Source organism: Gordonia polyisoprenivorans NBRC 16320 = JCM 10675 (assembly GCF_000241325.1).
In the GTDB taxonomy this organism is placed as follows: domain Bacteria; phylum Actinomycetota; class Actinomycetes; order Mycobacteriales; family Mycobacteriaceae; genus Gordonia; species Gordonia polyisoprenivorans.
The window spans coordinates 41,713-67,904 of record NZ_BAEI01000097.1 but is presented as its reverse complement, the minus strand read 5'-3'; the positions used below and the strand labels follow the sequence as shown (position 1 = coordinate 67,904).

Here is a 26,192-nt window from a genome sequence, read left to right as displayed (position 1 = left end):
GACATCCAGTCCGGCGCGTAGGACTGCTTCCAACGCATCATGGTTGCGTTGCACTTGATCGCGATGATCGCGGGCCGCCGCGGCCGCCACCTGTTCGGGGTCGGCGTCTTCCCGACTGCCGGTGGGGGAGTCGGGGTCGGCGGGGTTGTTCATTCCTGGGGCTGCCCACGCGGCGAGTACTGCTTCGAGGTGCGCGGTGAGGGTGGGGGTCATCTGCCCGGACAGGCCGCTCATTTTTTGGGCGTCTTGGCGGCCGATGCGGATCTGCCGGCGGCGTTGCCGGTCGGTGTCGTCGGTCAGTTGGCCGTCGGGGTCGAGGTGCGCCAACACCCGTGCCCCCAAAATCCGGAGATCGGAGGGGGTGTGGGTGCGGGCGTAGCGGGCCATCGTCTCCTCGGCCGACATTTTCTCGTCGAACGGCACTGCCGCGGGAATGCGGTCCAGCACGTCGATCACCACCGCCGCATGCGAGGAGCCGGCCGCACCGGACGCCATCGCTTCGGCGAGTGCCGGATATTTGGGGGCGGCGACCTCACCGGTGAAGGTGTGGAAGGTGGCGGTCGCTTTCAGTTGTTTCCACCGCCGCCACGGTTCCGACACACGCAGTAAGCCGATCATGGCGTCGGTGATCGACCCGAATCCGTATTCGCGGGCCAAATGCCGGTCGGAGAATTCGACGATCTGCCGATCGCCTTGGACGGTGACGCGGGTGATCAACTGTTCGGTGGATTGAGCGACGGTGACCAGGTCGTCGTTGGACAGGCCGGTCAAATCATCGGTGGCCAGCGAATCGACCACGCGGTGGGCGAGGGCGAGTTTCTGGGTGGTCGACAAACCGGACACGTCGGGTAACGCGGTGTCGACCATGATTGTCACCCCCCTGGCGATAGCGAACACATGTTTGTGTGTTGTTGTGTTCGAGTGTATGCCGGGTTTGTCGGGTTGGCAAGAGGTTGTCGAAAGTTTTTTCGGGTGGGTTCCAGCTGGGGGTTCGGCTCGGTCTCGAGGCTCGGCGCCTGGGGCGCCTCGCACCTCGACCACCGATCCGGGACGCACCTCGACCACCGATCCGGGACGCACCTCGACCACCGATACAAGGGCTCGGTCACCGATTCGAGGGCTCGACCACCGATGGGGTGCGTCTCGATCGCCGATGGGTAAGCGTCCCAGCAGTGGCAGCGCCGGGGTAGTATTCGCCCATACGTTCGATGCGCATATGCGCCGAATAGAAGGGCTCGACCGATGCGTATCGACAGCGGGACGAGGCGGGAGGCGTCGATTCTGCACGCCGACCTGGACTCCTTCTATGCCTCCGTCGAGCAGCGTGACGACCCGGCTCTGCGTGGTCGACCGGTCATCGTCGGCGGCGGAGTGGTGCTGGCCGCCAGTTACGAGGCGAAGGCGCGCGGTGTCCGCACGCCCATGCCCGGCCTGGAGGCGCGAGCGCTGTGTCCCGATGCGATCGAGGTTCGCCCACGGTTCGAGGCGTACATGGAGGCCAGTCGAGCGGTCTTCGAGATCTTTCGCGACACAACGCCTCTCGTCGAGGGGATCTCCGTGGATGAGGCATTCCTCGATGTGGCCGGTCTCCGGCGTCTCGTCGGCGATCCGGTCGCCATCGCCGAGACCCTGCGGTCCCGCGTACGCACCGAGGTCGGCCTACCGATCACGGTCGGCCTCGCGCGCACGAAGTTCCTCGCCAAGGTGGCAAGCGCCGTCGGCAAGCCCGACGGGCTTCTCGAGGTCGCGCCGGGTACCGAACTGGCATTTCTGCACCCGCTTCCGGTCCGCCGACTCTGGGGTGTCGGCCCCGTGACGGAGGCCAAACTCGCCGACGCCGGGGTCGCGACGGTTGGCGACATGGCGCGTCTGGGCCAGAAGGCGTTGTGCCACATCGTCGGTCCCGGCGCCGGCCGCCACCTGTTCGCGCTGTCGCTCGCGCAGGACCCGCGGCGTGTTGAGACCGGGAAGCGGCGCAGCTCGATCGGCTCTCAGCGGGCCCTCGGCCGCAGGCCCCGGCCCGAGGCAGAGATCGAGGCGACGATCATCGCCATCGTGGAGCGGCTCGGCAAGCGACTGCGCGGTGCCGATCGTGTCTGCCGAACCGTGGTGCTGCGCTTGCGTTTCGACGACTTCTCCCGCGCCACGCGCTCGCGCACACTGCCCGATGCCACCGACCGCACCCAGGTGCTGATGGGTTGCGCCCGGGCGTTGTTCGACGACGCCCTGCCCCTCATCCGGGAACGCGGGTGCACGCTGATCGGGCTGTCGCTGGCCAACCTCGACGACTCCGACTCGCTGCAGATGACCCTGCCCTTCGACGACGACCATCAACCGGAACTCGACGCCGCGATGGACGAACTCCGTAACCGCTTCGGCCGGGACTCCGTCACCCGAGCAGTGCTCGTAGGACGCGACCATGGCGACGACGCCCCGATGCTGCCCGACTGAACCGGACGACACGGTGCGCAAAACGCGCAAAACACGACTTACGAGCACAACAGTGACTGTGATCCGCATTACCCACAGACTCCTCGTGTAGCCGACGACACCGCAGAGTCGTCGGGAAGCACGGCAGAAAGTTCAGGCAATGTTGGTAGCACTCGGGTTGGCGATGGTCGCCACCTTCATGTTCCTCATCATCACCAAACGCGCGACACCCGTTGTCGCACTGATCCTGGTTCCCGTCGCCTTCGGCCTCTTCGCCGGCGCGGGCCTCGGGATCAGCGACATGATCAAGGACGGCATCAAGGAGCTCGCTCCGACCGCGGCGATGCTGTTCTTCGCGATCATCTTCTTTGGCATCATGATCGACGTCGGCCTCTTCGACCCGATCATCCGCTTCATCGTCCGCATGGTGCGCAACGATCCGGCCCGGCTCGTCGTCGGTACCGCGGTCCTCGCGGCCGTGGTGTCCCTCGACGGTGACGGATCGACCACCTTCATCATCACCACCGCGGCACTCCTGCCGCTGTACCTGAAACTCGGTGTCTCCCCGGTGGTTCTGACCGTCGTCGCCGGCCTGGCCAACGGCACCATGAACATCCTCCCGTGGGGTGGGCCGACAGCCCGCGCGGCCAGTGCGCTCAAGATCGACACCAACGACGTCTTCCTTCCGATGGTGCCCGCGCTCGCGATCGGCATGCTCGTCGTCCTTGCCTTCGCCTACCACCTCGGCGTGCTCGAGCGTCGCCGCATCGGCCGCATGGAGATCAAGGAGTCGATGCTGGCCCCGAGTGAGGAACTCGTCCTCGCCGGCGCAGGCGGTGGCAGTGGCACCGATACGCCCACCGGTCGTCGCCGTCTCTTCGGTCGCGGAAATGGCAGTGGTGCAACCGGTTCGGGCTCCGGGTCAACCGGCGCCGGTGGCGACCGTTCCGGCCCCGCCTCGACCGGCGACCTGCCCGCCCAACCCCACGACGATGCTGCCCACGACGACTCCGACGCCACGGCCTCCTTCACCGGCGTGCTCGACCCGAACCGGAAGTCGCTGCGGCCCAAACTGTTCTGGATCAACGCCGCACTCACCGTGGCGCTGCTGGCGATCCTCGGCATGGACGTCGTCGCCATCCCCGTGCTGTTCATGATCTTCGCCGGAATCGCTCTCGCGGTGAACTTCCCGCACATCAAGGATCAGCAGGAGGCCATCACCCGGCACAGCTCGAGCATCGTCTCGGTGGTCGCCATGGTGCTCGCCGCCGCGGTGTTGACCGGCGTGTTCAGCGGAACCGGCATGGTCGACGCGATCGCGCACTGGATGGCCGACGGCATCCCGACCTGGATGGGCCCGCACATGGCCGTGGTCATCGGCGTGCTGTCGATCCCGCTGACCTTCCTGATGTCCAACGACGCCTTCTACTTCGGGGTGCTGCCGGTGCTCTCGGAGACCGCGACCCGCTACGGCATCGACCCCTCCGAGATGGCGCGCGCATCGATCACCGGTCAGACCTTCCACATGCAGAGCCCGCTGGTTCCGGCGATCCTGCTGCTCGTCGCGCTCGCCGGCGTCGGACTGGCCGATCACCACAAGAAGGTGCTGTGGCGTGCGGCGGTGGTCTCGCTGGTGATGCTCCTCGCCGGCTGCCTGTTCGGCGCCATCCCCTTCTGAGGAGTTCCCGACCGGGTCACCGCAAACAGGATGATCTCCCTGTCGGCCGATACCTCCCACGCCTAGGCTGACCGCATGCGATTGCGAACGCAGGTACTGCTCCTGCAACTCGCCGTCATCGCGGTCAGCCTCGGCGTGGGTTTCGGCGTCGTGGTCTACGGATCCGACGACCGGGTCCGCGACGAGTACGCCCAACGGGCCCTGGCCATCGCCCAGACCATGGCCGACGATCCCGACGTCGTCGCCTCCGTCGCCGCACATCAGGGCACCGACCTCGACCGAGCCGAACTCGTGAACTCGTCCCTGCAACGCCAGGCGACCGCCGTGGCCCGCAGTACCGGTGCGCTCTTCGTGGTCATCGCCAATGCCGACGGAATCCGGTTGGCCCACCCCGACATCGACGAGGTCGGCGTGCACGTCTCCACCGATCCGTCCCGGGCGCTGGCCGGCCAGATCGACATCACCACCGACCGGGGAACACTCGGCGACTCGGTCCGCGCAAAGGTGCCCATCCTCCAACCCGGGCTCACCCGTCCGATCGGCCTGGTCAGTGTCGGCGTCTCGACGCAGAAACTCACCCGCGACACCCGCCGCGACATCCTCGCCACCGGGCTCATCGCGCTCGTGGCCCTCGCCGTCGGTGCGGTGGGGTCGGTGCTGCTGGCCCGCCGATGGCGGCGCCTGACCCTCGGACTGGAGCCCGACGACCTCGCCGAACTCGTGCGTGAGCAACGGGCCGTGCTGCACTCGCTCGATGACGGAGTCCTCGCCGTCGACAGCGCGAACGTGCTGCGGGTCGCCAACGAACGCGCCCGCCGACTGCTGGAGGTCTCCGCGTCGGTCGGAGCCTCCGTCGACGCGCTCGGCCTGACGCCCCGGGTGCGCGGTGTGGTCGAGACGCCGACGCCCGAGCCGGTGGCGGCCACCGTCGGGGATCGGATCGTGCTCGTGTCGTCCCATCGGGTCACCGCCGACGGACGTGACCTGGGCATGGTGCTGTCAGTGGTGGATCGCACCGACGTCGAGGAACTCACCCGCGAGGTCGACGCCGTACGCGCGATGAGCGTGGCCCTGCGCGCGCAACGCCACGAGACCGCCAACCGCATGCACGTCCTCGCGGGATTGCTGCGGCACAACAACGTCGACGAGGCGCGCGCCTACCTCGACGACCTCACCGGACCACACGCCCGCACCGTCGACGGCATCGAGAACGTCGACGAACCGCACCTGCAGGCTTTCCTCGAGGCCAAGGCCAGCCACGCGCGCGAGCGGGGTGTGACGCTGCGCCTCGGACCCCAGACGTGGGTCGCGGGCGCGCTCACCGATGCGGTCACGGTGACCGCGGTGGTCGGCAACCTCGTCGACAACGCCATCGACGCCGCGGCCGACAGCGCCGATGCCGAGGTGGAGGTGGAACTGCTGACCGACCCGGGCACGGACGCCGAGGACGGCACGACATACGCGACACTGTTGGTGACGGTGGCCGATTCGGGACCCGGTATCGCCTTCGACGACCCGGCGGAGGTCTTCACCGAGGGCGTCACCACCAAGACCGACCCGGCCGTCCCCGGCGGCCGCGGGATGGGCATGTCGATCGTCCGGCAACTCGCGCGGCGAATCGGCGGTGACGTGACCATTGCCGAGCCGGGCGGAACCGGGCGCGGCGGTGCGGTATTCGTGGCCCGGCTACCGGGCGTGATCGAGGAGGGAGGCCGGTCATGACCGGCGAGACGCCAAGCACCGACGGTCACGGCGTGCTGATCGTCGACGACGACTTCCGGGTTGCCGCATTGCATTCCGCGATCGTCACGGCGGTCCGCGGGTTCCGTGTGGTCGCCCGCGCCGGGACCCTGGCGCAGGCGCGCACCGCGCTCGCCGAGCACCCCGACATCGAGCTGGTGTTGCTCGATGTCTACCTGCCCGACGGTTCCGGCATCGACCTGCTTGCCGAATTGCGTTGTGACTGTTTCATCGTCGGCGCCGAGACCGACGCGCGGGCGGTGCGCGCGGCCACCCGCGGGGGTGCGTTGGCCTACCTGATCAAACCCTTCGCCGACACCGAGTTGGCGCGTCGCCTGGCCGGTTACGCGCACTATCGGCGGGTGCTCGACGCGCCTCGGGTCGACCAGGCCCAGGTCGATGCGGCGTTGTCGGGGTTGCGGTTCGGCACGGTGCCCGCCGAACGGGCCTCGGGCGCCTCGCCGACCGAGCAGCGGATCCTCGAGTTGTTCGACGACACCGACGAGGGATTGTTCGCCGATCAGGTCTCCGACGCCATCGGCATCTCAGCGGCCACCGCCCGCCGGCACCTCGCGGCGCTGGTGTCGGCGGGCCGGTTGGTCATGTCGCTGCAGTACGGCGGCACCGGACGGCCGCGACAGGAGTATCACAAGTCGCGCACGTGATGCGGCCGCGATCATGGTCGGACACCCCTGAGTCGGCATGACCAGGCAGCAACATGACGGGGCTTGACCTTGACGGGCTTTACCTTGACGGGCTTGACCTTGACACAGTGACAAGGTGTTGAGTCGATGGGGAAAGGAGGTGGTGTGCCATGTCGCAAACGGTCGAATGGCAAGCACTCGAACATCCCGACCCGTCGGTGCGTCTGCGTGCCGCGTTGGCGGTGGGTACGGCCGGGGCCGATCTCGACGCCGAGGAGGTGACCGACCGTCTGATCGAGCGTTGCGCGATCGAGCCGGACTTCTTCGTCCGCGACATGCTGACGTGGGCGCTGTGCCGCCAGCCCGCCGACGTCACGGTGCCGAAGCTGCTCAAGGAGCTCGACTCCGACGTCGTCCAGGCGAGAAGCCAAGCACTGCACACCCTTTCGAAGATCGGGGATGGCCGGGCCTGGCCGTTCGTGTCGACCATGCTGCATGAGGACGACGACGAGGTGGCGCGAACAGCGTGGCGTGCGGCCGTCGCGCTCGTTCCCGCCGACGCCGTCGACAGCCTCGCCGGGGATCTGGCCACCGAGTTCGGACGGCGCACCGACGAGGTGCGTCGGAGTTTGAGCCGAGCGCTCATCGGGCTCGGACAGCCCGGGCGCGACGTCGCGCAGGCGCGGCTGACGCATCCGGTCGCCGGCGTCGCCGACCACGCCGCGGCGACGATCCGGTTGTTCGACGATCCCGACTCGGGGTTCGCCGATGCTCATCGGTGAACTCGCCCGCCGCTCGGGGGTCTCCACTCGCATGCTGCGTCACTACGACCGGCTCGGGCTGGTGACCCCCACCGGGCGGACGTCGGGCGGCTACCGCGAGTACTCCGACGCCGACGTTCGCCGGTTGTTCGAGGTGGAGAGTCTGCGCACGCTGGGCCTCACACTGCCGGAGGTCGGTGCCGCGCTAGACGAGGCGGCCTACGAGCCGATGCAGGTGGTGGAGGACCTCATCGACCGCACCCGGGACCGGATCGCCGCCGAACAGGAACTGCTGGCCCGACTGCAGCGCGTCGCCGCCACCGCGCCCACGCAGTGGGCCGACGTGCTCGACGCGGTCGCGATGCTGCGCGCGTTGCAGTCACCATCGGGCGCGCAACGTATCCGGGCCGCACTCAGTGGCGACGACACCCGTCCACCCGTCGCCGAGTTGGCGAAAGCTGCTCTGGCCGAGCATGATCCGAATGTGTTCGGGGCACTGCGGTGGTCGTTGGCGCGCGCCGGTGACGCCGCACTCGACCACCTCGCCGACGGCCTGGCCGCAACCGATCCGCGGGTGCGGCTGCGCGCCGTCGAGGCCGTCACCGCCATCGACTCCGAGCGGACCGCCACGATCCTTCTGCCCGCACTCGCCGATGCCGACGACGACGTGCGCGATCGTGCCGCGACGGCGCTGGCCGCGCGTGGTTCGGCGGAGTCGATCGACCCGCTGGTCTCGATGATCGTCGCCGGGCGGCGCGACGTCGAGGCCGCCGAGTACCTCGGCGCCCTCGCCGAGCGAGGAGGCTCGGGCCGCGTCCTGGCCGGGCTCCGTCCTCATCTCGACGCCGCCGATCCGGCCGTGCGATTGCGAATTGTCCAGGCACTCGCCGAGATTCCCGGCGTGGACGGGCAGCGTCTGCTGGAAGAGATGACCGCCGACGTCGACCCCACCGTCGCGGCCACGGCCACGGCGGTGCTGCGCGCCAGGGATGTGGGCGCAAGGGTTATCGGTCGGTGACCGCCCGGTGACCGAATGGGTCGTGTCTCGGCGTTTTGTCGTTTCCGGCTGACGCGGATCGCTCCCGGCACGTATGAATGGAAGAGGAACTGCGGAAATCACCCAACGCCCGTGAGAGGCCCCACGATGTCCCACAGCACCGGAATTGCCCACCGTCCCCAGGACGAAAGCAGCTACGACGACGCCGACATCGACGCAGACCTGCGCTGGTGGGCCGCCGCCAACTACCTCAACATTGCGCAGATCTACTTGCAGGACAACGTTTTACTGACCGAGCCGCTGACCGTCGACCACATCAAACCGCGGTTGCTCGGCCATTGGGGCACGAGCCCGGGATTGTCGGCGATTTACACGGTGCTCAACCGAATCATCAACGACACCGGGTCGGAATGGTTGTATATCACCGGACCCGGGCATGGCGGTCCGGCATTGGTGGCCAACACATATCTCGAGGGCACCTATACCGAGATCTATCCGCACATTTCCCTCGATGCCGCCGGCGTACGGGCGCTGTGCAGGCAATTCTCGACACCCGGTGGCATCCCCAGCCACGTCAGCGTGCAGACGCCGGGGAGCATCCACGAGGGCGGCGAGCTCGGCTACGCGCTCGTGCACGCCGCAGGCGCGGCCTACGACCATCCCGACCTGATCGTCGCCGCGGTGGTCGGTGACGGTGAGGCCGAAACGGGTCCGTTGTCGGGGTCGTGGAAGATACCGGCGTTCCTCAATCCGGCCCGCGACGGTGCGGTTCTGCCGATCCTGCATCTCAACGGGGCGAAGATCGCCGGGCCCACCGTCCTCGGTCGCAGCACCGACGCCGAGATCAGCGACTACCTCAGTGGGCAGGGTTGGCGGCCGGTATTCGTGGAGGGCGACGACCCGCGGGAGGTGTTCCCCGCCTTGCACACGGCGCTGGTGGACTCCTATCGCACGATCCGGGAGATCCAGGCCGCCGCGCGCGGCGACGGGCCGCGCCCGGACACCGCATGGCCGGCGATCGTGTTGCGGACGCCGAAGGGCTGGACCGGCCCGAAGTTCGTGGACGGCAAGAAGATCGAGGGCACGCACTGGGCGCATCAGGTGCCGCTGTCGGGGGTCCGGGAGAACCCGGAACATCTGGCGATCCTCTCCGACTGGCTACGGTCCTACAAGCCCGAGGAGCTGTTCGACGAGGACGGCGGCGTCGTCGACTCCATCCGCGCGCTCGCGCCCAAGGGTGATCTGCGGATGGGCGCCACCCCGTACGCCAACGGGGGCCGGTTGCTCCGACCCCTGCGTCTGCCACCGATCTCGTCCTACGCCCTCGACATCGAGTCGCCGGGCGTGGTCCTGCACGAGACCACGCGCGTGCTCGGCGAGTTCATGCGCGACATCTATCGGGAGAACGGGACTCCCGACGACGGCGGCAACTTCCGGTTGTTCTGTCCGGACGAGACGTCGAGCAACCGCCTCGGTGCGGTCTTCGAGGCCACCGACCGGTGCTGGCAGCTCCCGACCACCGAGTTCGACGACGGGCTCTCGGCGTCCGGGCGGGTGATGGAGGTTCTCAGCGAGCACCTGTGCCAGGGCTGGCTCGAAGGCTACACATTGTCGGGGCGGCACGGATTGTTCGCGACCTACGAGGCGTTCGCGATGGTGAGTGCGTCGATGGTCGTGCAGCACACCAAGTGGCTTCAACACGCCGCCGAACTCCCGTGGCGCGAGCCGGTCGCCTCGCTCAACATCCTGCTGACGTCCACGTGCTGGCGCAACGACCACAACGGCTTCTCCCATCAGGGTCCCGGGCTCATCGACCTGGTGTTGCCGCTGTCGCCGGGGGTCGTGCGGGTGTGGTTGCCGCCGGACTCCAACTCGCTGCTGTCGATCGCCGATCACTGCTTCCGCAGCCGCGATCACGTCAACGTCCTCGTCGTCGACAAACAGCCGCATCTGCAATACCTGACGCTCGATGAGGCCAACGAGCAGGCCGCCGCGGGCGCCTCGATCTGGGAGTGGGCCGGCACCGAGTCCGCCGACGACGGGTTCGACGACGCCGCACCGCCGGACGTGGTGCTCGCCGCCGCCGGGGACGTCCCGACCCAGGAGACCCTCGCGGCCGCACAACTGCTCCGGGAGTGGGTGCCCTATCTGCGCACGCGGGTGGTCAACGTGATGGACCTGATGGTGCTGTTGCCGCAGAACGATCATCCGCATGGCTTGTCCGAGGAGAAGTTCATCGACCTGTTCACCCGCGACACCGACGTCGTCTTCGCCTTCCACGGCTACCCGCGCGCGGTCCATCAACTCGTGCACGGCCGCACTCATCCCGGGCGGTTCCACGTCCGCGGATTCTCCGAACAGGGCACCACGACAACGCCGTTCGACATGGTGGTGCTCAACAAGATGAGTCGCTATCACCTGGTTCTCGAGGCGCTGCGCCGCTCGCGACGCGCCCCGGAGAAGGGCGCCGAACTCGTCGAGTACTGCCGCACACAACTGGCCCGGCACGCCGACTATGTGCGCGAGCACTTCGAAGACCTCCCCGAGGTCCGGGACTGGACCTGGAGCTGATCCGGGCTAGAGCCAGCCTCGTTCGCCCGCGATGATTGCCGCGTCGGTGCGGTTTCGTGCGCCGAGCTTGTCGGTCGCCGAGGCCAGGTAGTTGCGGACGGTGCCGTACGACAAGAACAGCGTGTTCGCGATGTCACGGGGGTTCGCGCCCTTGGCGTGGAGTCGCAGGACCTCGGTCTCGCGTGCCGTCAGAGGGCTCGGTCGGGTCGAGATCGCGGCGATCGCGGCGTCGGGATCCACGACCCGTCCCCCAGCGGCAATCGTGCGGATGGCGGCGATGAGTTCCCGCGCCGAGGTGTCCTTGGCGAGAAATCCCGCGACGTGAGCGTCCAGGGCAGCCCGCAGATTGGCGGGCCGGGCATGAGCGGTCAGGATCAGCACCCGACAGGTGGGCAGTGCGGTGGCGAGGCGACCCGCGGCGGTCAGTCCATCCGTGCCCGGTAGATCGATGTCGAGGACGGCAACGTCCGGCGACCGCTCGAGGGCTGCCGGGACGATCTCCGGGCCGGTGGCGACAGCGGCGACCACGGCCAAGTCCTCTTCCAGATCGAGTACCGCGACGAGCGTGTCGCGCAGAATGGCCGAATCCTCGGCGATCAGGACCCGGATCATTCGCCCGCTCCCGTTCCCACCGGCACGCCGGCGACAAGTGTGAATCGGTCATCCTCGACTCGGGCGCTCACCGATCCGCCCAGACGTGTGGCCCGCGCAGCGATATTCGTCAGCCCCTGTCCCCGCGTCACCTCGCCCACGCAGGACGCGCCGTCATTGACGACCCGAAGTGACAGCCAACCCTCCTGGCAGGCGAGCTGTATCCGGCATTCCCGTGCCGTGCTGTGCCGAAGGACATTCGTGACGGACTCTCGCAGGATGGCCGCGACCTCCGATTCGACGTCGGCCCCCGCGGAGACCGTCGCGCAGGCGATCGTGGTCACCACGTCGGAAGTCGTGAGGACGTCCCGGGCGGTCGCGAGTTCGTCGTCCAACTCGAGGCGCAACGTGCCGTTCACGAGGGCGGATGCGTCCGACGTCACCGTGCGGGCCAGGTGCAGCATCTGTACGATCTCGCGTCGTGCTCGTGGCTCGTCGCGATCGAGGAGGGTCTGGGCGAGGTCACTCTTGAGGGCGATGGTCGACAGTCCGAGGCCGAGAGTGTCGTGGGTGTCCTGGGCGATCCGGAGCCGCTCTGCAGTCACGGCGGCCTCGGCCAGCTCTCGTCGGGCCAGATCCAATTCGGTGGCGGTGCGGCTGAATCGCGAGAGACCGTAGATCAACAGACCCGCTGCGGCCAGCGTCGACGCGGCATAGATGGACCAGCGAATCTGTAACGCCACTCCGACGAGATCTGCCGGACCGAGCGCAGTGAGTATCGGTACGCAGATCACGACGACACCGAAGAGTGCCCAGCGGAGCGGGCTCTTGATCAACAACAGGATGCTGCCGCTGAGGAAGGCGAGGAAGACGACGCTCACCACCCCGAAGACCGGGTAGGCGATGAAGCAGAGCACGGCCTGCACTCCCAATGTCCACGGCCAACCCGGCGGCCGTCGGTCGTCGGGGCGACAGCGTGAGTGCCGCAACTGGAGAGCGACCATGACCACCGCGATCGACACCGCGAGCAGCGTGGTCGCCAGGCTTGGTGTGGCGCCCCCTTCGGCCGGGACGATCAGGTTCAGCAAGTACTGACCGGCGAACAAGATCACGACCGCGATGACCACACGACGGGCAAGGGTTGGAGTGGTCCGATCGATCCGATCGGTCGCATGGGCCGGCGACTCGGGCAGATCGATGGCGATCCGCCGCGCCGACGCCGCGGCTGTGCGCGCCGCATCGCCGGCCTGTCGCAATTCGTCCCGTTCGACATGCGGTGCCCCGGCGAGCGCCTTGCGAACATGCGCCCGCACGTCGCCGAGGTGGTGCATGATCCGCATGCGGACATCGGTCGCCGCAGCGACTCGCTGCGCCGTCACCGCCGCCTCGGCGAGAGCTTCCCGAGTGGCGGCGAGGCCTTCCACCAACTCCGAGAGCCGGGTCAGGCCGAACACTCCCAAACTGACGTTCCCGAAGACGATCAGCAGCCACCCGGCCGCGTTCACCGCCGGTCGGTACGGCAGACCCACCACCAGCCACAGGGCGAGTTCGCCGGCCGCGACGGCGCCGAAGACCCACCAGCGCCACGGTGGTCGGACCACGAGCAGCACCAGGGCGCCCAACAGCCCGGAGACCCCGCCGACCCAGTGATCTCCGAAGAGCGCAAAACCGAGGTAGGTCACCGCGGCCTGCCCGAGTAGCAAGCACCGACCCCACCGTCGCCAGGGAGCACGTGCCCAGCCGCTCGCGTACCAGAACGGCAGGACGAAACACAGTGCGACCACAGGCATATAGCGGAGATCGGGGTGCTGGTTCGCATCGGCGAGCTTGCTGATCAACAGGCTTCCCAGATACGCCACCACCAGTGGCCTGGCCCCCGACGCCGCGCCGGGAGCGAAGTCCGGGCGTGGCCGATCCGAGCACTCCGCAGCGGCCCGCGGAGAGTCCCCGCCGGGCACATCCTTCGCGATGCTCGGCTGCACGGTTCAACTCTAGGACCGGCACGGGGCTCGGTCAGGGTCCATTCGGCAGTCGTGCACTTTGCACGGTTGCCGAGTGCACAACGCCCGGAGCACTCCTGCGCTCGGCCACTACTGCCCGCCACCGCTGCCGCGCAGAGTGAGGATGTCGCACGATCCGGACGTGCGAGGACCAACCAGCGAGGAAAGGTACAGGCCAATGAGCAAGGTGATCTGCGGATTATCGGTATCGGTCGACGGCTACATCACCGGACGCGACGCGCGCGCCGGGCACGGCCTCGGCGCGGGCGATGAGCTGTTCAACTGGTTCGGCAGCGGTGAGGTGCCCAGCAGCGTCTTCGAGGGGTTCCACCTGAGCCCGCAGAGCGCGCCGTTCTTCGACGCACTCGCCGGCCGGGTGGGTGCGAGCCTCGCCGGCCGAACCACCTACGACCACTCCGAACGATTCGGAGATGTCGGCGCCCCGCATCCCACCGCACCCCTGTTCGTTCTCAGTCACCGGCCCGCACCGGCGATGGGTGACCGCCAGCGGCTGATCACCACCGGGATCGAGGAGGCAGTCGCTGCCGCGAGCGAGGCCGCTGCCGACAAGGATGTCGCCCTGATGGGCGGGGTTCTCGTCACCGAAGCGCTCAAGGCCGGCCTCGTCGACGAGCTGATCCTGCACCAGGTGCCCGTCCTCCTCGGCGTCGGCAGACGCTTCTTCCACGAATTGCCCGAGCACATCGCCCTGCGGATCGTCGACGTGGTGACTGCCCCCGACGTCACCCACCTGCACTACGAGGTGCAGCGATGATCCTGGTCACCGGCGGCCTCGGAATGATCGGCGCCCACACCGCCCGCGCTCTGGCCGACCTGGGCAGGCAGGTCGTCGTCACTGCTCACAAGCGCACCGACGTCCCGGCGTTTCTCGATGGCCGCGTTGCCGTCGAGGCCCTCGACGTCACCGACCGCGACGCCGTGCGCGAACTGGGACGCCGTCACGACATCCGTGACATCGTGCATCTGGCGGGTACGGTCCCGGGCGAGGACCCGATCGCGTTCTTCCGCAACGACATGGCGGGGCTGTTCGCACTACTCGATGCCGCGCGTGAGTGGAAGGTGCGTCGCTTTGCGGTCGCCGGCAGCCTCGGTGTGTACGCCGGTCGGCCGGAGGTGCCGTGGACCGAAGACCTCGCCCTGCCGACGGTGCCGTCGCCGCATTTGATCGTCGGCTTCAAGAAGGCCGCCGAGCCGATCGTCCTGAACGCACTGCTCGGCACCGACATCCAGCCCGTCCTGTTACGGATCGGCAGCATCTGGGGACCGCTGTTCGATCCGTTCTCACCGTTCGAGGCATCGTCACCTACATCAGCGCGCTACTACGCGGACAGCGTCCCGCGCCACTCGACCCCCATGGCGGCGGAGATTGCTGCTACGCGCCGGACGCCGGGCGAGCGATCGCGCTGCTCATGACGGCGCCCGACCTGCGGCACGACGTGTACAACGTCTCCGGCGGACAGACGTATCGGAATCAGGAACTCGTCGACGCCCTCCGCACGATCAACCCGGCGTGGCCGCTCGAAATTCAGCCGGGAACGTCTGAGCCGCAACCGATCCCGCACCTCGACGTCACCCGTCTGCGAGCCGAGACCGGATTCGTACCCGCCTACGACCTGCCCGAGGCCATTGCGGACTATCTCACCTGGCGCCGCACCCATTCCCGCTGAAGGAGCGCATCATGCTCGATCCAGAAGTCCGTCACGTTCTCGATGGCGCATCCATCGCACACCTCGCCACCGTCGGAGAAGATGGTTCACCCCATGCGGTTCCGGTCTTCGTCGGCACCGAAGACGACCAGATCGTGATCTTCACCGGACCACACTCACTCAAGGCCAGGAACCTGCGTCGCGATCCGCGGGTCGCCCTGTCCATCGCCCCGACCGACAATCCATTCCACCCCATTGCAATCCGTGGGCACGTCGTCGCCTGGCTCGACGGCGACCGCGCGTGGCAGATCATCGACCGGATCGCCATGAAGTACACCGGCCGGCCCTACTCCCGCGACCGCACGGTGGCACTCATCGAGCCGGACAGACAAATCGTCGGTGTCCGATGACGTTGGTGTCCGATAACCGCCGAGGTGGGTGAGATGCGCCCGAGCGGAGACAGCACGGCACCCGGCGAACGTCTCGCCGGGTGCCGTTGCCCGTTACCGGATCAGAACGTCACTGGATCAGAACTCGGTCCACAAGGTCAGCGGCTTGGGCAGTGTCTTGTTGTACGACACCCAGACTCGGCCGTTGGGGTGGCTTGCGGCCTCTTTGACCATCGCCTGGGCGCTGGTGTAGACGACGTAGCCCTTACCCGGGACGTAGAACGTCTTGTACCGGGAGTCGCGGTCCGGATTGGCGTACCAGTACGGGCGCAGCTGCGGGGTGTCGAAGATCGACTCGACCCCGCTGGCCGCGATCTGCTTGGTTTCGGCGGGGGTGAAACCCACCCACACTCTTGTCGGTGTGTCCCGAACGTCAGCCGCACTCGCGTGCCCGCCCCCGATGAGTAGCAGCCCGGTCACGGCAGCCAGTGCCACCAGTAGGCCCACAAGTTTCTTGTGCACGTCAACAACCTCCCCTTGTCGCTAGTACTCACGACGTGAGTACAACTGATTGAGAATTGAACATAGCAAACTCTCCGCAATCTCGCAGATCCCCGCGTCCGACGACCCGGCAACTTGTCGTGCGTGGGCCCGCTACAGTTGTCAGCCATGACGACGCACGTGGATGCCACCAGCCCGGATCTGATCACCGTGGACGTGCCGACGCACTGGTACAACCTGGCAGCCGAGCTCGACGAGGCGATCCCGCCGCACCTGCACCCGGGCACCAAAGAGCCGGTCGGTCCCGACGATCTCGCCGCGCTCTTCCCGGCAGGGCTGATCGCTCAAGAGGTGTCGACCGAGCCCTACATCGAGATCCCCGAGCCGGTTCGGGAGATCTACCGGATGTGGCGGCCGTCGCCGCTGATTCGCGCGCGACGGTTCGAGGAGTCGCTGAACACCGGTGCGCGGATCTATGTCAAGTACGAGGGCGTCAGCCCGGTCGGCAGTCACAAGACCAATTCGGCTGTCGCGCAGGCCTATTACAACTCCGTCGACGGAGTGCGCAAGCTGACGACAGAAACCGGGGCGGGCCAGTGGGGTAGCGCGCTGGCCTTCGCCGGAGCGCAGTTCGGCATCGACGTCGAGGTGTGGCAGGTGCGTGCGTCCTACGATTCCAAGCCGTACCGCGGATATCTGATGCGGACCTACGGAGGGACGGTGCACCCGAGTCCGTCCGACCTCACCGAGGCCGGCCGCGCGATGCTCGCCAAGGACCCGAACACCACCGGGAGCCTGGGCATGGCGGTCAGTGAGGCCGTCGAGGTCGCCGCGACCCACGACGACACCCGGTATGCGCTCGGCAGCGTCCTCAATCACGTTGTGCTCCACCAGAGTGTCATCGGCCAGGAGGCCGTCGAGCAGCTCGCCGGCGTCGAGCCGGGCGGCGCCGACGTCGTCTTCGGTTGCGCCGGAGGCGGATCGAACCTCGCCGGTCTCTCGTTCCCGTTCCTGCGGGAGAAGCTGGCCGGACGGTCGAATCCGCGGATCGTTGCCGCCGAACCCGCCGCCTGCCCGTCGATCACGCAGGGTGAGTACCGGTACGACCACGGTGACGTCGCCGGACTGACCCCGCTACTCAAGATGCACACGCTCGGAATGGATTTTGTGCCGGACCCGATCCACGCCGGTGGCCTGCGCTACCACGGCATGGCGCCCGCGCTGAGCCACACCGTCGAACTCGGACTCGTGCAGGGCATCGCGATCGCCCAGCGCAAGGCGTTCGAGGCCGGCGTCCAGTTCGCGCGGACCCAAGGCATCGTGCCCGCGCCGGAGTCGACGCATGCCATCGCCGCAGCCGCGGCACACGTCGCCGACGATCCCACCGAGCAGGTCATCGTCATCGGATTGTCGGGCCACGGTCAGCTCGATCTGCCCGCCTACGCGGAGTTCCTCGACGGCATGATGGCCTGAGTGCTTCTCGACCGGTCACACGTGTGACACGCACCGCCGGAGTCGATCTCGCGGCCGCACCGGCATCGACCGCGGTCGCGGTGATCGACTGGTCGGCAGGCGTCGCGCGGCTGGTCGAGCTGGTGACACCCGCCGACGATGCGACTATCCGGGCCCTGGTGGCCGGGTCGGCGCGGGTGGGGATCGATTCGCCGTTCGGGTGGCCCGAGGAGTTCGTCGACTTCGTCGTCGCCCACCACCGCGGCGCGACGCCGACCGGCAGCGGGCTCGACGCGATCGACCGCCGACGTCCCTTGGCATTTCGGCGCACCGACCGGTTTCTCGTCGAGCACGGACTGGGACGGCCATTGAGCGTGTCCGCCGATCAGATCGCCCATGTCGCGTTCCGCTGCGCCGGGCTACTGGCCGACCTCGGCGTCGTCGATCGTGTGGACGGCTGGGCAGTGGAGGCGTATCCCGCAGGCGCTCTGCGACATTGGGGCCTGCGTTCCCGCGGCTACAAGCGGGCGGGCAACCGGGAGTCGCTGGCCGATCTCGTGGCGGCGCTGCAGGACGCTGCCGGGTGGCTCGATCTCGGCGATCACCACGCGCTCATGTGCCGTGACGACAACGCCTTCGACGCCGTCGTCACCGCACTCATCGCCCGTGCCGCGCAGCTGGGGCACACTCGTCTACCGGACGACGCCGACCGATCGGTGGCGCTGCGGGAGGGCTGGATTCACGTTCCCGACTGCTCGTTGGATGCGCTTTGCTCGTCGGGGTGAGCCGGAACCAGCACCGTGGCAAGCGGTCTCGAGGCTCGCCGCACGCGGCTCGCACCTCGACCATCGAGTGGGGAGGCCTTCTCCCCGGTGGTCGAGGTGCACCTCCACCCCAGCGGGGGCTGTCCTCCCGGTGGTCGAGGTGCGTAGGAGCGATAGCGACGGAGCCTCGAGACCCCGTGCGCCGATGGGTATCCGGCCACGGCACACCCTTACCCCAGCGGCAATCGCATGATGACCCGCGGAAAGCCGTTGAGCACCGACGTCGTGTCGGAAGCCTTGACGAAACCGGCGGTCTCGAACATGGCGCGGGTGCCGACGTAGGCCATCGTGAGGTCGACGCGTTCGCCGCGGTTGTCCACGGGGTTTGCCTCGACCGCTGGTGCGCCCCGATCCCGTGCGAAGTCGACGGCACCGGCGATGAGTGGGTGCACGAGCCCGGTCGTGCGGTGACCCGGCCGGATCCGCGCACACCAGAGAGACCAGTCGTCGAGGTCGTCGACGTGGGGGAGATCCTGCGGTTCGTCGCGAAGGTGGTGCGATCGCACCTCGCGGCCTGCACGGTCATGACAACCAGCCTCACCCACTCGGCGTGCAGGTGCAATGGACAGCACTCAAGCGCTTGTATATTTCTGAATCTGAATCTAGCATCAGAAAAGTCGAGCCCAACTCGCGCGCCCATTCCCCTCACCCGAAAGAGGCCTCACATGGCGATGATGACCAGGGACTCCTACGTCGCGTCCCTCGACGACGGTCGCCGGATCTTCGCCGAGGGGGAGCAGGTCAAAGATCTCTCGCGGCACCCGCAATTCGCCACCGCCATCGAACTCGTGGGCCAGGGTTACGCCGACCATTACCGACCGGGCGATGATGCGAGCGGTCCGTACTTCGACATCCCGCGCAGCCCTGCCCAACTCAAGGAATTGCTGTCGGACCTGCTGCACTGGGACATGGTCACCGTCACCACCAGCCAGGGCTTGCTCGCGTTGCTGACCGCGGCCGCCCGCATGCGCGCCGATCACCCCGAGGCGTCCGCACGCATCGAGGACTACTTCGACTACTGCCGGCGCAACGACCTGCGCTGCGTGCAGGCCATCACCGACGCCAAGGGCGACCGTCGGCTGCCGCCGGGGGCGCAGGAGGATCCCGACGTCTACACGCGGATCGTCGAGCGCCGCCCCGACGGCGTCGTCATCCGTGGCGCCAAACTGCACATCTCGTCGGCGGCGGTCTGTCACGAACTCGTCGTCATGCCCACCAAGAACATGAAACCGGGCGAGGAGGATTACGCGATCGCATGCGCGGTGCCGGTCAACGCGCCGGGCGTGCGCATCGTCAACACCAGCTACGCACCCCGTGAGCGCGAAGGCGACTTCCCGGTCAGCGCGAAACACAATATGCCCGAGGGCTTCATCATCTTCGACGACGTCTTCGTCCCCGCCGAGCGGGTCTTCCTCGACGGTCAGGTCGGCCATTCGGCGACCTTCGCCCACGCGCTCGGACTGTGGGAGCGTCTCGGCGGAACCGCCCACATGTCGGAGTTCGCCGATCAACTCGTCGGGCTGGCGCAGCTGATCGCCGAGGCCAACGGCACCGAACGCATCAACCACATTCGCGAGAAGATCGCCGAAATGGTCATCTACGCCACCATGGTCCGGTCCGGCCTCGAGGCGGCGATCGCCAACGCCGAGGAGAGCCCGGAGGGCTGGTACTTTCCGAGCGAGCTCTACACCAATGCCGCGAAGCATTACGCCGCAGCCGATTACAGCCTGATGGTGCGACATCTCCATGACATCGGCGGCGGCTCGATCCTCACCGCACCGTCGACCGCCGACCTCGACAACGACGAGGTGGGCCCGCTGATCAAGAAGTACATGCGCACCAAGGACGGCATCGACGGCGATTACCGCACCAGACTGTTCCACGCCATCCGCGACTTCACCGCCGACGCCTATGGTGGCTGGCAGCTGGTGACGATGCTGCAGTCCGGCGGCGGACTCTACGCGCAACGTCTGGTGGCACGCAAACACTACGACATGGACAAGGCCAAGCGCGCGGCTCTGGAGCTCGCGGGATTGGCATGACGCTCACCGGGATTCCCACGGGGCTCGACGCCTTCGCCCGACATCTGCGGCGTCGCCTCGCAGACATGACCGGTGAGTTCTGTTCTGAGGTCAAAGATCCCGACGCCGGTGAATCCGGAGGCGACCGGATCGCGGCGGTAGAAGAGCTTCGTGCGGGTCACGAGGAGGTGGTCGCGCGGATGCGCCGACTGCAGGGGGCGCTGTTCGACGCGGGTGTCGCATGGCCCGGCGGGCCGGTCGAACTCGGCGGTCTCGGGCTGTCCGCGGCACACGACGAGGTCCTGGAGAATGTCCTCGACGAGCTCGGATTCCCGTCCCGCGAAGCACTTTTCGTCGGATTGAACATCGTCGCGCCGGCCCTGCTCCGACACGCGCCCGCGCACTTGCGTGACTCCGTGCTGCCCGCGCTGTTCCGGGGCGATCTGATCGGCTGCCAGCTGTTCAGCGAGCCCGGCGCCGGATCGGATCTCGCGTCTGTGACCACCCGTGGGGTGCGTGACGGTGACGACTGGGTGATCACCGGTCAGAAGGTGTGGACCTCGATGGGCCATCTCGCCGACGTCGGCGAGGCCCTGGTGCGCACCGATCCCGAGGCGCCCAAACACGCCGGCCTCACCATGTTCCTGCTCGACATGCATGCGCCCGGGATCACGGTGCGCCCGATCCGGCAGATGACCGGTGGAGCGGCGTTCAACGAGGTCTTTCTGGATGGGGTCCGGGTCTCCGACAGCCGCCGGATCGGGGGGATCGGTGAGGGCTGGGCGGTGGCCTCGACGAGCCTGGGTAGCGAGCGGTCGACGATGAGCGGTCCCGGTGGCCCGCTGACGCCGGTAGTGATGGCGCGGCTCGTCGAGTTGGTGCGCCGCCTCGACGCCGAGGCGGATCCGGTCCATCGGCCGCAGATCGCGCGTACCGTAACCGCAGTGACCGCCATGCGTGCCGCGGCCGGGCTCAGCCCCGGATCGTGGAGCCACCGGATGGCGCCGGTCAGCGGATCGGTGCTCAAGTTGCTGATGGTCCGCGCCGCCGACGAGATCGCCCGCCTGGCAACCGAAGTGCTCGGGGAGCGGGCATTCGTCGACAACGGTGACCCCGACACCTTCGCGTGGTCGGAATTCATCCTCGGCGTCCCCGCCCTGCACCTGGCCGGCGGCACCGACGAGATCCAGCTCTCCGTGATCGCCCAACGCGGACTCGGGTTGCCCCGCCGATAGTTTCCGGCACGACCGTGCCGCACCACCCACGAAGGAGTGTCGAGATGGAGTCGTTCATCACCCACCGCAAGGGCCGGACGCCTCGTCAGGTTCACCGCGACGTCGAGGACCTCAAGGACGACGAGCTCGGCCGCTACGGGTTCACCGGGCGAACCGCACACCTGTACCGCCGCAACGACCCGACGCAGTACCGTGCCGTCGGAGATCTCGCCGGGGTCGACCGCGCGACAACGGATCTGACGCCGACCGATCAGATCGACCCGGCCGGTGAGCCGCTGCTCATGTTCCACAACGCCGATTGTCGGATCTCGCTGTCGCGTCGAGACACCGTGGCGCCCTTCTACACCCGCAACGTCGATGGCGACGAGTTGATCTTCGTCCACGACGGCACCGGTCATTTCGAGACCGAATTCGGGCGACTGGCCTACCGCCCGGGCGATTGGGTCTACCTCCCGAAGGGCACCACCTTCCGGCAGATCCCCGACGATCGCTGCCACTTCCTGATCATCGAGGCCACCGAGGAGTACCGGGTCCCCGACGCCGGCGTGCTGGGACGTTTCTTCCCGTTCGACCCGTCGTTGGTGGTCGTGCCCGAGGCGGAGGTGTTCGGCGACGACGGGCGCGAAGAGTACGAGGTGCGGTTCCGGCAGCGTGAGGGCGCCACGTCGCTCTTCTACCCGTTCAACCCGCTCGACGTCGAAGGCTGGCGCGGAGACAACTTCGCATTCACCTTCAACATCGAGGACTACGACGTGATCACCTCCGAGACGGTGCATCTGCCACCGACGGTGCATCTGTTCATGCAGGCCACCGGCGTGTACGTGATGAACTTCCTGCCCCGACCCGTCGAAGGCCGCCCGGGCACCGAACGGTTGCCCTGGTATCACCGCAACACCGACTTCGACGAGATCGCCTTTTATCACGGCGGCAGCGTCTTCGGCATCGACATGCCGCCCGGTCTGATTTCGCATGCGCCACAAGGAATCCACCACGGCATTCCCGAACGCGCGCGCGAACGAGCCCGGCGCCGATTCGAGGTCGACCAACGCGTCGAATGGCAGGTCATCGCGATCGACACCCGTCTTCGACTCACCGCCACCCCGGTGATGACGGCCGCAGCTGCCGCCGAGGTCGCCGCGGAGGCACAGGTATGAGCCCCACGGATTCGACGGCGCGCAAATTCGACTACGACCGCATCCCCTATCTCGTCGTCTTCGACGACACCTCGGCCTACCGGGACACCTACGGCGGTGTCACCGAGAGCGTGGTGCTCGAGAGTTATCTCTTGCAGCCCAAGGGAATCAGCTCGGACACCGTCATCGTGTTCATGCACCCCATCGGCGGTGGAGCCTATCTACCGATGACCAATGCGCTCGCCCGCGCCGGCCACCACGTCATCTACTGCAACAGCCGCTACCGGGGTGTCGACAGCGCGTTGATCATGGAGAAGGTCGTCCAGGATCTCGGCGCATGCGTCGCCGATGCCCGCGATCGGCTCGGGTACCGCAATGTCGTTCTCGCCGGGTGGAGTGGCGGCGGAGCGTTGTCGCTGTACTACCAGCAGCAGGCGCAACATGCGACGGTCACCGCGACCCCCGCAGGCGAGCCGCCCGATCTGACGCAGCTCGATCTGCCTGCGGCGGACGGGATGATGTTGCTCGCCGCGCACGTCAGCAGGCACGGCACGCTCACCGAATGGATGGACCCGTCGATCCTCGACGAGACCGATCCAGACAAGCGTGATCCCGAACTCGATCTCTACAACCCGAACAACCCGAACCAGCCGCCGTACACCGACGACTTCGTCACCCGATACCGTGCGGCCCAGATCGACCGGAACCGGCGCATCACGGCGTGGGTGCGTGAGCAACTCGACGATCTGCGGGCCAAGGGAGAACCGTTGATGGAGCGGGGATTCGTCGTGCACGGCACCATGGCCGACCCCCGGTGGCTCGACCTCACCCAGGACCCCAACGACCGTGAACCGGGTTGCTACCTCGGCGACCCGAGGATCGTCAACATGGGACCGGTGGGCCTGGCCCGCTTCACCACCTTACGGAGTTGGTTGTCGCAGTGGAGTTTCGACGACGCCAACGGCGATGGTCCGCGGTGTGCCGCCGATCTGGCCGTGCCGACGCTGGTACTCGGCAACAGCGCCGACAACGCGTGCACGCCGAGCCACACCCAACGTCTCTACGACGCCGTCGGCCACCCGGACAAGCAGATGCGCACCATCGTCGGTGCTACCCACTACTATTCGGGGCGCGCGCAGCTGCCGTACCTGAAGAAGGCGGTCGGCACCATCACCGAGTGGCTGGGCGAGCGGTCATGGACGAGTCTCTGAGCAGCACCCGTCCGGCCGGCACCACACCCGACATCTCACCGGACGAGGTGCGTGCCGCCCTGCGCGATTACTTCGCGACCCGTCCAGGTCTCGACGAGGTACGCCGCACCAGGGATGGCCGGCAGCCGAGTGGATTCGACGAGAGCAGCTGGCGGACGCTCGCCACGGACGTCGGGCTGTGCAGCTTGGGCATGCCGCCGCGGTGGGGTGGTCTGGGTTTGGGTCTGGATTGCTTGGTGGCCGCCGTCGAGGAGTGTGGAGCCGCCCTGTATCCCGGACCGGTGCGGGCCGCCGTCCTCGCGGCTTGGGCGCTGGGTGAGGGGGCTCTGGGCGAGGGGGCGCTGGGTGGCCTCACTGATGCTGTCGACCTCACCGGAACCATCGAGGGTTTGTTCGCTGGTATGGCCGTCCCCGGGTCGACTCTCGGCACCGAAATCGCAGAGCCACAATCTCTTCCGCTCTGGCGTGCCGGCGCGGTGAGCGGTGTGCTCTGGGCACTGTCGCACGGTGTTGTTGCCGGGCTCGCGGTCACCGAGGTGCGCACCGACGACGGCGTTGCCGCCGCGCTGGTGATACTCGAGAACTCCGCCGACCGGAGATCCCGACCCACCGTCGACTTCGCACTGCCGCGCGCCGATGTGACCGTCACCGATGCGCCGGCCCTGCTCGTCACCGAGCCGGGCGATACCACTGCGCTGCAACGATTCCGCGATGCGTCCGCGCTGCTGCGGGCCGCCGAGCAGGTCGGCGGCGCTCAAGGATGTGTGTCGTTGATGGTCGAATACGCCGGAGTGCGAGAGCAATTCGGCCACCCGATCGGCAGCTATCAGGCCATTGCGCACCGTTGCGCGCAGACCGCGGTCGATGTGGTCGGTGCCCGCGGACTGGTGACAGCGGGCGCCGCGGCGCTGGACCGTGCGACGTTTGCCGACCCCGATACCGCAGTGCACCTCGCTTCATTGGCCCATGCCGCGGCCGGCGAGACCTATCTGGCGGCGTCGAGCTCACTCATCCAGGTCAGCGGTGGCATCGGATTCACCTGGGAACACGACGCGCACCTCCACTTTCGGCACGCTCGAACCCTCGCGGTGGCCGGCGGAACCCCGGCGCAGTACTACGACCGTGCGGTGTTGGACGGATGCCTGGACCTCGTGACCTCAGGAGTGGGAGGCAACGAAACCGTGAATCCAGTCGAGATGGCGAGCGGGTAGCCCGGGTGCTCCCAGACGGGCGTTGCGCCCGTGGAGAAGTGGCGAATCGTCCGGGAGGTGGAGCACGTCGGCGGTGGTGATCGAGGCGTACTGCACCCTCCGGGTGCGGTCTCGCCGGAGGTCCTCATAGCCAGCGCGCGCGGCGTCGAGATCGGTGCCCGCGGCGAGTTGGTCGGCGAGGACGATGGCGTCCTCGATGGACTGGTTGGCGCCCTGACCGTGGTGCGGGACGAGCGCGTGCGCGGCGTCGCCGAGTAGGGTGACGCGGCCATGGTTCCACCGCGCGAGCGGCGGGCGGTGGAACAACGCCCAGCGATCCCCGACAGGGGCCGCCTCGACCATCTCCGTCACCGCCGGATGCCAGCGCGAGAAACGTTCCATCCGTTCGGAATCCGTGGCCGGAGCTGTCCAGGCAGGATACGGCCACGGTGCCGGGCCACGTTCGACGAGTAAGAAGTTATGTGCGCCGGATCCGATCGGGTAGTGCAGCAGGTGACCACCGGGCCCCATCCAGAACTGGATGGCCGCGGGGTCCGGTAGTGACCTCAGGTGCGACGGGTCGACGATGCCACGAAAGCCGGAACAGCCCGAGTAGAGCGCATCGTCGTAGCCGAGCACGAGTCGTCGAACGGTGGAGCGGGCACCGTCGGCACCGATGACGAGATCGGCTGCGGCGGTGGAGCCGTCGTGGAAGGTCAGAACCGCCTCGGTACCGCTGTCGTCGATGCCGGTGAGCGTGTGGCCCAGATGCAGGGTGTCGGGACCCACTGCCTCCGACAGGATGGCCTGGAGATCGGCCCGGTGCACGCCGGCGTAGGGCGCGCCGTAACGGCGGCGGTACTCCTCGCCGCCGTAGTGCCGGCCGATGACCTCGCCGGAGCGGCCGTCCCGGAAGATCAGCTCGGGAATCTCGGCCCACACCTTCGCGAACCGGTCACCGAGTTCGAGCCGACCCTCATAGAAGCGCGTCGCGTTCGCCGACAGCGCGACGGCTGCACCGACCTCCCGGAGTTCCTCGGTGCGTTCGTAGATCTCACTCGCGATGCCATGGCGCCGAAGCGCGAGTGACAGCGTCAGGCCGCCGATACCTGCACCGATGATTGCGATGCGTGGGCTGTGCACGTCTCACTCCTCCG

At 67.7% G+C, this 26,192-nt stretch carries 23 protein-coding genes and 1 pseudogene; 18 read left to right on the top strand and 6 right to left on the bottom strand.

Going from position 1 to position 26,192, the window contains the following annotated elements:
- On the bottom strand, positions 1-867 hold an 867-nt coding region (locus tag GOPIP_RS27680), incomplete at its 3' end, for a DUF222 domain-containing protein (protein ID WP_006373219.1).
- Positions 868-1,242: 375 nt separating this feature from the next.
- On the opposite strand from GOPIP_RS27680, the gene dinB reads away from it, so the two are divergent.
- From dinB to GOPIP_RS27640, 7 genes are all read left to right on the top strand, one after another.
- A complete protein-coding gene (dinB, locus tag GOPIP_RS27670) occupies positions 1,243-2,451 on the top strand; it encodes a DNA polymerase IV (RefSeq protein WP_006373218.1) in 1,209 nt (402 codons plus the stop codon).
- A 139-nt stretch (positions 2,452-2,590) separates the two neighbouring features.
- Positions 2,591-4,108: a CitMHS family transporter gene (locus GOPIP_RS27665; RefSeq protein WP_006373217.1), complete on the top strand. Its 1,518-nt coding sequence runs from the start codon at positions 2,591-2,593 to the stop codon at positions 4,106-4,108.
- A 75-nt stretch (positions 4,109-4,183) separates the two neighbouring features.
- A complete protein-coding gene (locus tag GOPIP_RS27660; RefSeq protein WP_006373216.1) occupies positions 4,184-5,830 on the top strand; it encodes an ATP-binding protein in 1,647 nt (548 codons plus the stop codon).
- Positions 5,827-6,513: a response regulator gene (locus tag GOPIP_RS27655; protein WP_006373215.1), complete on the top strand. Its 687-nt coding sequence runs from the start codon at positions 5,827-5,829 to the stop codon at positions 6,511-6,513. The genes GOPIP_RS27660 and GOPIP_RS27655 overlap by 4 nt, the downstream gene beginning before the upstream one ends.
- A gap of 149 nt (positions 6,514-6,662) precedes the next feature.
- Entirely contained in the window at positions 6,663-7,274 is a 612-nt protein-coding gene (locus GOPIP_RS27650; RefSeq protein ID WP_006373214.1) for a HEAT repeat domain-containing protein, read from the top strand.
- On the top strand, positions 7,261-8,271 hold the full coding sequence (locus GOPIP_RS27645) for a MerR family transcriptional regulator (RefSeq protein WP_006373213.1): 1,011 nt from the start codon (positions 7,261-7,263) through the stop codon (positions 8,269-8,271). The genes GOPIP_RS27650 and GOPIP_RS27645 overlap by 14 nt, the downstream gene beginning before the upstream one ends.
- Before the next feature lie 126 nt (positions 8,272-8,397).
- Positions 8,398-10,821 carry a phosphoketolase family protein gene (locus GOPIP_RS27640; RefSeq protein ID WP_006373212.1) on the top strand — a complete coding sequence of 808 codons (2,424 nt, stop codon included), beginning with the start codon at positions 8,398-8,400 and terminating at the stop codon, positions 10,819-10,821.
- Between the two features lie 6 nt (positions 10,822-10,827).
- On the opposite strand, the gene GOPIP_RS27635 is transcribed toward GOPIP_RS27640, so the two are convergent.
- Both GOPIP_RS27635 and GOPIP_RS27630 read right to left on the bottom strand, forming a co-directional pair.
- Positions 10,828-11,433 carry a response regulator transcription factor gene (locus tag GOPIP_RS27635; RefSeq protein WP_006373211.1) on the bottom strand — a complete coding sequence of 202 codons (606 nt, stop codon included), beginning with the start codon at positions 11,431-11,433 and terminating at the stop codon, positions 10,828-10,830.
- Entirely contained in the window at positions 11,430-13,394 is a 1,965-nt protein-coding gene (locus tag GOPIP_RS27630) for a sensor histidine kinase (RefSeq protein ID WP_006373210.1), read from the bottom strand. The genes GOPIP_RS27635 and GOPIP_RS27630 overlap by 4 nt, the downstream gene beginning before the upstream one ends.
- Before the next feature lie 196 nt (positions 13,395-13,590).
- Between GOPIP_RS27630 and GOPIP_RS27625 the strand changes: the two genes are divergently transcribed.
- Genes GOPIP_RS27625 through GOPIP_RS27615 form a run of 4 tightly spaced genes read left to right on the top strand, consistent with a single transcriptional unit; the run spans position 13,591 to position 15,489 of the window.
- Positions 13,591-14,187 (top strand): dihydrofolate reductase family protein, encoded by a 597-nt coding sequence (locus GOPIP_RS27625; protein ID WP_006373209.1) that lies wholly within the window; start codon positions 13,591-13,593, stop codon positions 14,185-14,187.
- Positions 14,184-14,846, top strand: coding sequence for an NAD-dependent epimerase/dehydratase family protein (locus GOPIP_RS27620; protein WP_006373208.1), 663 nt, complete (start codon positions 14,184-14,186; stop codon positions 14,844-14,846). The genes GOPIP_RS27625 and GOPIP_RS27620 overlap by 4 nt, the downstream gene beginning before the upstream one ends.
- Positions 14,843-15,100: an NAD-dependent epimerase/dehydratase family protein gene (locus GOPIP_RS29300; protein ID WP_210739819.1), complete on the top strand. Its 258-nt coding sequence runs from the start codon at positions 14,843-14,845 to the stop codon at positions 15,098-15,100. Before GOPIP_RS27620 ends, GOPIP_RS29300 begins: the two co-directional genes overlap by 4 nt.
- An 11-nt stretch (positions 15,101-15,111) precedes the next feature.
- Entirely contained in the window at positions 15,112-15,489 is a 378-nt protein-coding gene (locus GOPIP_RS27615; protein ID WP_006373206.1) for a TIGR03618 family F420-dependent PPOX class oxidoreductase, read from the top strand.
- A gap of 117 nt (positions 15,490-15,606) precedes the next feature.
- Here GOPIP_RS27615 and GOPIP_RS27610 read toward each other — a convergent pair whose 3' ends face one another.
- Entirely contained in the window at positions 15,607-15,990 is a 384-nt protein-coding gene (locus GOPIP_RS27610) for a hypothetical protein (protein ID WP_006373205.1), read from the bottom strand.
- Positions 15,991-16,137: 147 nt separating this feature from the next.
- Here GOPIP_RS27610 and GOPIP_RS27605 point away from each other — a divergent pair, with 147 nt between their 5' ends.
- Positions 16,138-17,442: a TrpB-like pyridoxal phosphate-dependent enzyme gene (locus tag GOPIP_RS27605; RefSeq protein WP_035728935.1), complete on the top strand. Its 1,305-nt coding sequence runs from the start codon at positions 16,138-16,140 to the stop codon at positions 17,440-17,442.
- A gap of 23 nt (positions 17,443-17,465) precedes the next feature.
- On the top strand, positions 17,466-18,206 hold the full coding sequence (locus GOPIP_RS27600; RefSeq protein WP_006373203.1) for a DUF429 domain-containing protein: 741 nt from the start codon (positions 17,466-17,468) through the stop codon (positions 18,204-18,206).
- Between the two features lie 209 nt (positions 18,207-18,415).
- Here the strand turns inward: GOPIP_RS27600 and GOPIP_RS27595 are convergent.
- A pseudogene (locus GOPIP_RS27595) lies at positions 18,416-18,741 on the bottom strand (GNAT family N-acetyltransferase); the annotation flags it as partial.
- Between the two features lie 169 nt (positions 18,742-18,910).
- On the opposite strand from GOPIP_RS27595, the gene GOPIP_RS27590 reads away from it, so the two are divergent.
- Genes GOPIP_RS27590 through GOPIP_RS27570 form a run of 5 tightly spaced genes read left to right on the top strand, consistent with a single transcriptional unit; the run spans position 18,911 to position 25,056 of the window.
- Positions 18,911-20,287: a 4-hydroxyphenylacetate 3-hydroxylase N-terminal domain-containing protein gene (locus GOPIP_RS27590; RefSeq protein WP_006373201.1), complete on the top strand. Its 1,377-nt coding sequence runs from the start codon at positions 18,911-18,913 to the stop codon at positions 20,285-20,287.
- Complete coding sequence (locus tag GOPIP_RS27585; RefSeq protein ID WP_006373200.1) at positions 20,284-21,501, top strand: acyl-CoA dehydrogenase family protein; 1,218 nt, start codon at positions 20,284-20,286, stop codon at positions 21,499-21,501. Before GOPIP_RS27590 ends, GOPIP_RS27585 begins: the two co-directional genes overlap by 4 nt.
- Positions 21,502-21,545: 44 nt before the next feature.
- Positions 21,546-22,655: a homogentisate 1,2-dioxygenase gene (locus tag GOPIP_RS27580; RefSeq protein ID WP_006373199.1), complete on the top strand. Its 1,110-nt coding sequence runs from the start codon at positions 21,546-21,548 to the stop codon at positions 22,653-22,655.
- The gene (locus GOPIP_RS27575) at positions 22,652-23,845 is read left to right on the top strand and encodes an alpha/beta hydrolase family protein (protein ID WP_006373198.1); all 1,194 of its coding nucleotides are present in this window, start codon (positions 22,652-22,654) and stop codon (positions 23,843-23,845) included. The genes GOPIP_RS27580 and GOPIP_RS27575 overlap by 4 nt, the downstream gene beginning before the upstream one ends.
- A complete protein-coding gene (locus GOPIP_RS27570; RefSeq protein WP_081482575.1) occupies positions 23,830-25,056 on the top strand; it encodes an acyl-CoA dehydrogenase family protein in 1,227 nt (408 codons plus the stop codon). Before GOPIP_RS27575 ends, GOPIP_RS27570 begins: the two co-directional genes overlap by 16 nt.
- Here the strand turns inward: GOPIP_RS27570 and GOPIP_RS27565 are convergent.
- Positions 25,003-26,178, bottom strand: a complete 1,176-nt coding sequence (locus tag GOPIP_RS27565; protein WP_006373196.1) for an FAD-dependent monooxygenase — start codon at positions 26,176-26,178, stop codon at positions 25,003-25,005. The two genes, GOPIP_RS27570 and GOPIP_RS27565, sit on opposite strands and share 54 nt — an antisense overlap.
- Positions 26,179-26,192: the final 14 nt, after the last annotated feature.

Bases quoted from the DNA above. Each gene is read 5' to 3' on its own strand.
- dinB (WP_006373218.1), top strand. From the start codon at position 1,243: ATGCGTATCGACAGCGGGACGAGGCGGGAGGCGTCGATTCTGCACGCC.
- GOPIP_RS27665 (WP_006373217.1), top strand. From the start codon at position 2,591: ATGTTGGTAGCACTCGGGTTGGCGATGGTCGCCACCTTCATGTTCCTC.
- GOPIP_RS27660 (WP_006373216.1), top strand. From the start codon at position 4,184: ATGCGATTGCGAACGCAGGTACTGCTCCTGCAACTCGCCGTCATCGCG.
- GOPIP_RS27655 (WP_006373215.1), top strand. From the start codon at position 5,827: ATGACCGGCGAGACGCCAAGCACCGACGGTCACGGCGTGCTGATCGTC.
- GOPIP_RS27650 (WP_006373214.1), top strand. From the start codon at position 6,663: ATGTCGCAAACGGTCGAATGGCAAGCACTCGAACATCCCGACCCGTCG.
- GOPIP_RS27645 (WP_006373213.1), top strand. From the start codon at position 7,261: ATGCTCATCGGTGAACTCGCCCGCCGCTCGGGGGTCTCCACTCGCATG.
- GOPIP_RS27640 (WP_006373212.1), top strand. From the start codon at position 8,398: ATGTCCCACAGCACCGGAATTGCCCACCGTCCCCAGGACGAAAGCAGC.
- GOPIP_RS27635 (WP_006373211.1), bottom strand. From the start codon at position 11,433: ATGATCCGGGTCCTGATCGCCGAGGATTCGGCCATTCTGCGCGACACG.
- GOPIP_RS27625 (WP_006373209.1), top strand. From the start codon at position 13,591: ATGAGCAAGGTGATCTGCGGATTATCGGTATCGGTCGACGGCTACATC.
- GOPIP_RS27620 (WP_006373208.1), top strand. From the start codon at position 14,184: ATGATCCTGGTCACCGGCGGCCTCGGAATGATCGGCGCCCACACCGCC.
- GOPIP_RS29300 (WP_210739819.1), top strand. From the start codon at position 14,843: ATGACGGCGCCCGACCTGCGGCACGACGTGTACAACGTCTCCGGCGGA.
- GOPIP_RS27615 (WP_006373206.1), top strand. From the start codon at position 15,112: ATGCTCGATCCAGAAGTCCGTCACGTTCTCGATGGCGCATCCATCGCA.
- GOPIP_RS27605 (WP_035728935.1), top strand. From the start codon at position 16,138: ATGACGACGCACGTGGATGCCACCAGCCCGGATCTGATCACCGTGGAC.
- GOPIP_RS27590 (WP_006373201.1), top strand. From the start codon at position 18,911: ATGGCGATGATGACCAGGGACTCCTACGTCGCGTCCCTCGACGACGGT.
- GOPIP_RS27585 (WP_006373200.1), top strand. From the start codon at position 20,284: ATGACGCTCACCGGGATTCCCACGGGGCTCGACGCCTTCGCCCGACAT.
- GOPIP_RS27580 (WP_006373199.1), top strand. From the start codon at position 21,546: ATGGAGTCGTTCATCACCCACCGCAAGGGCCGGACGCCTCGTCAGGTT.
- GOPIP_RS27575 (WP_006373198.1), top strand. From the start codon at position 22,652: ATGAGCCCCACGGATTCGACGGCGCGCAAATTCGACTACGACCGCATC.
- GOPIP_RS27570 (WP_081482575.1), top strand. From the start codon at position 23,830: ATGGACGAGTCTCTGAGCAGCACCCGTCCGGCCGGCACCACACCCGAC.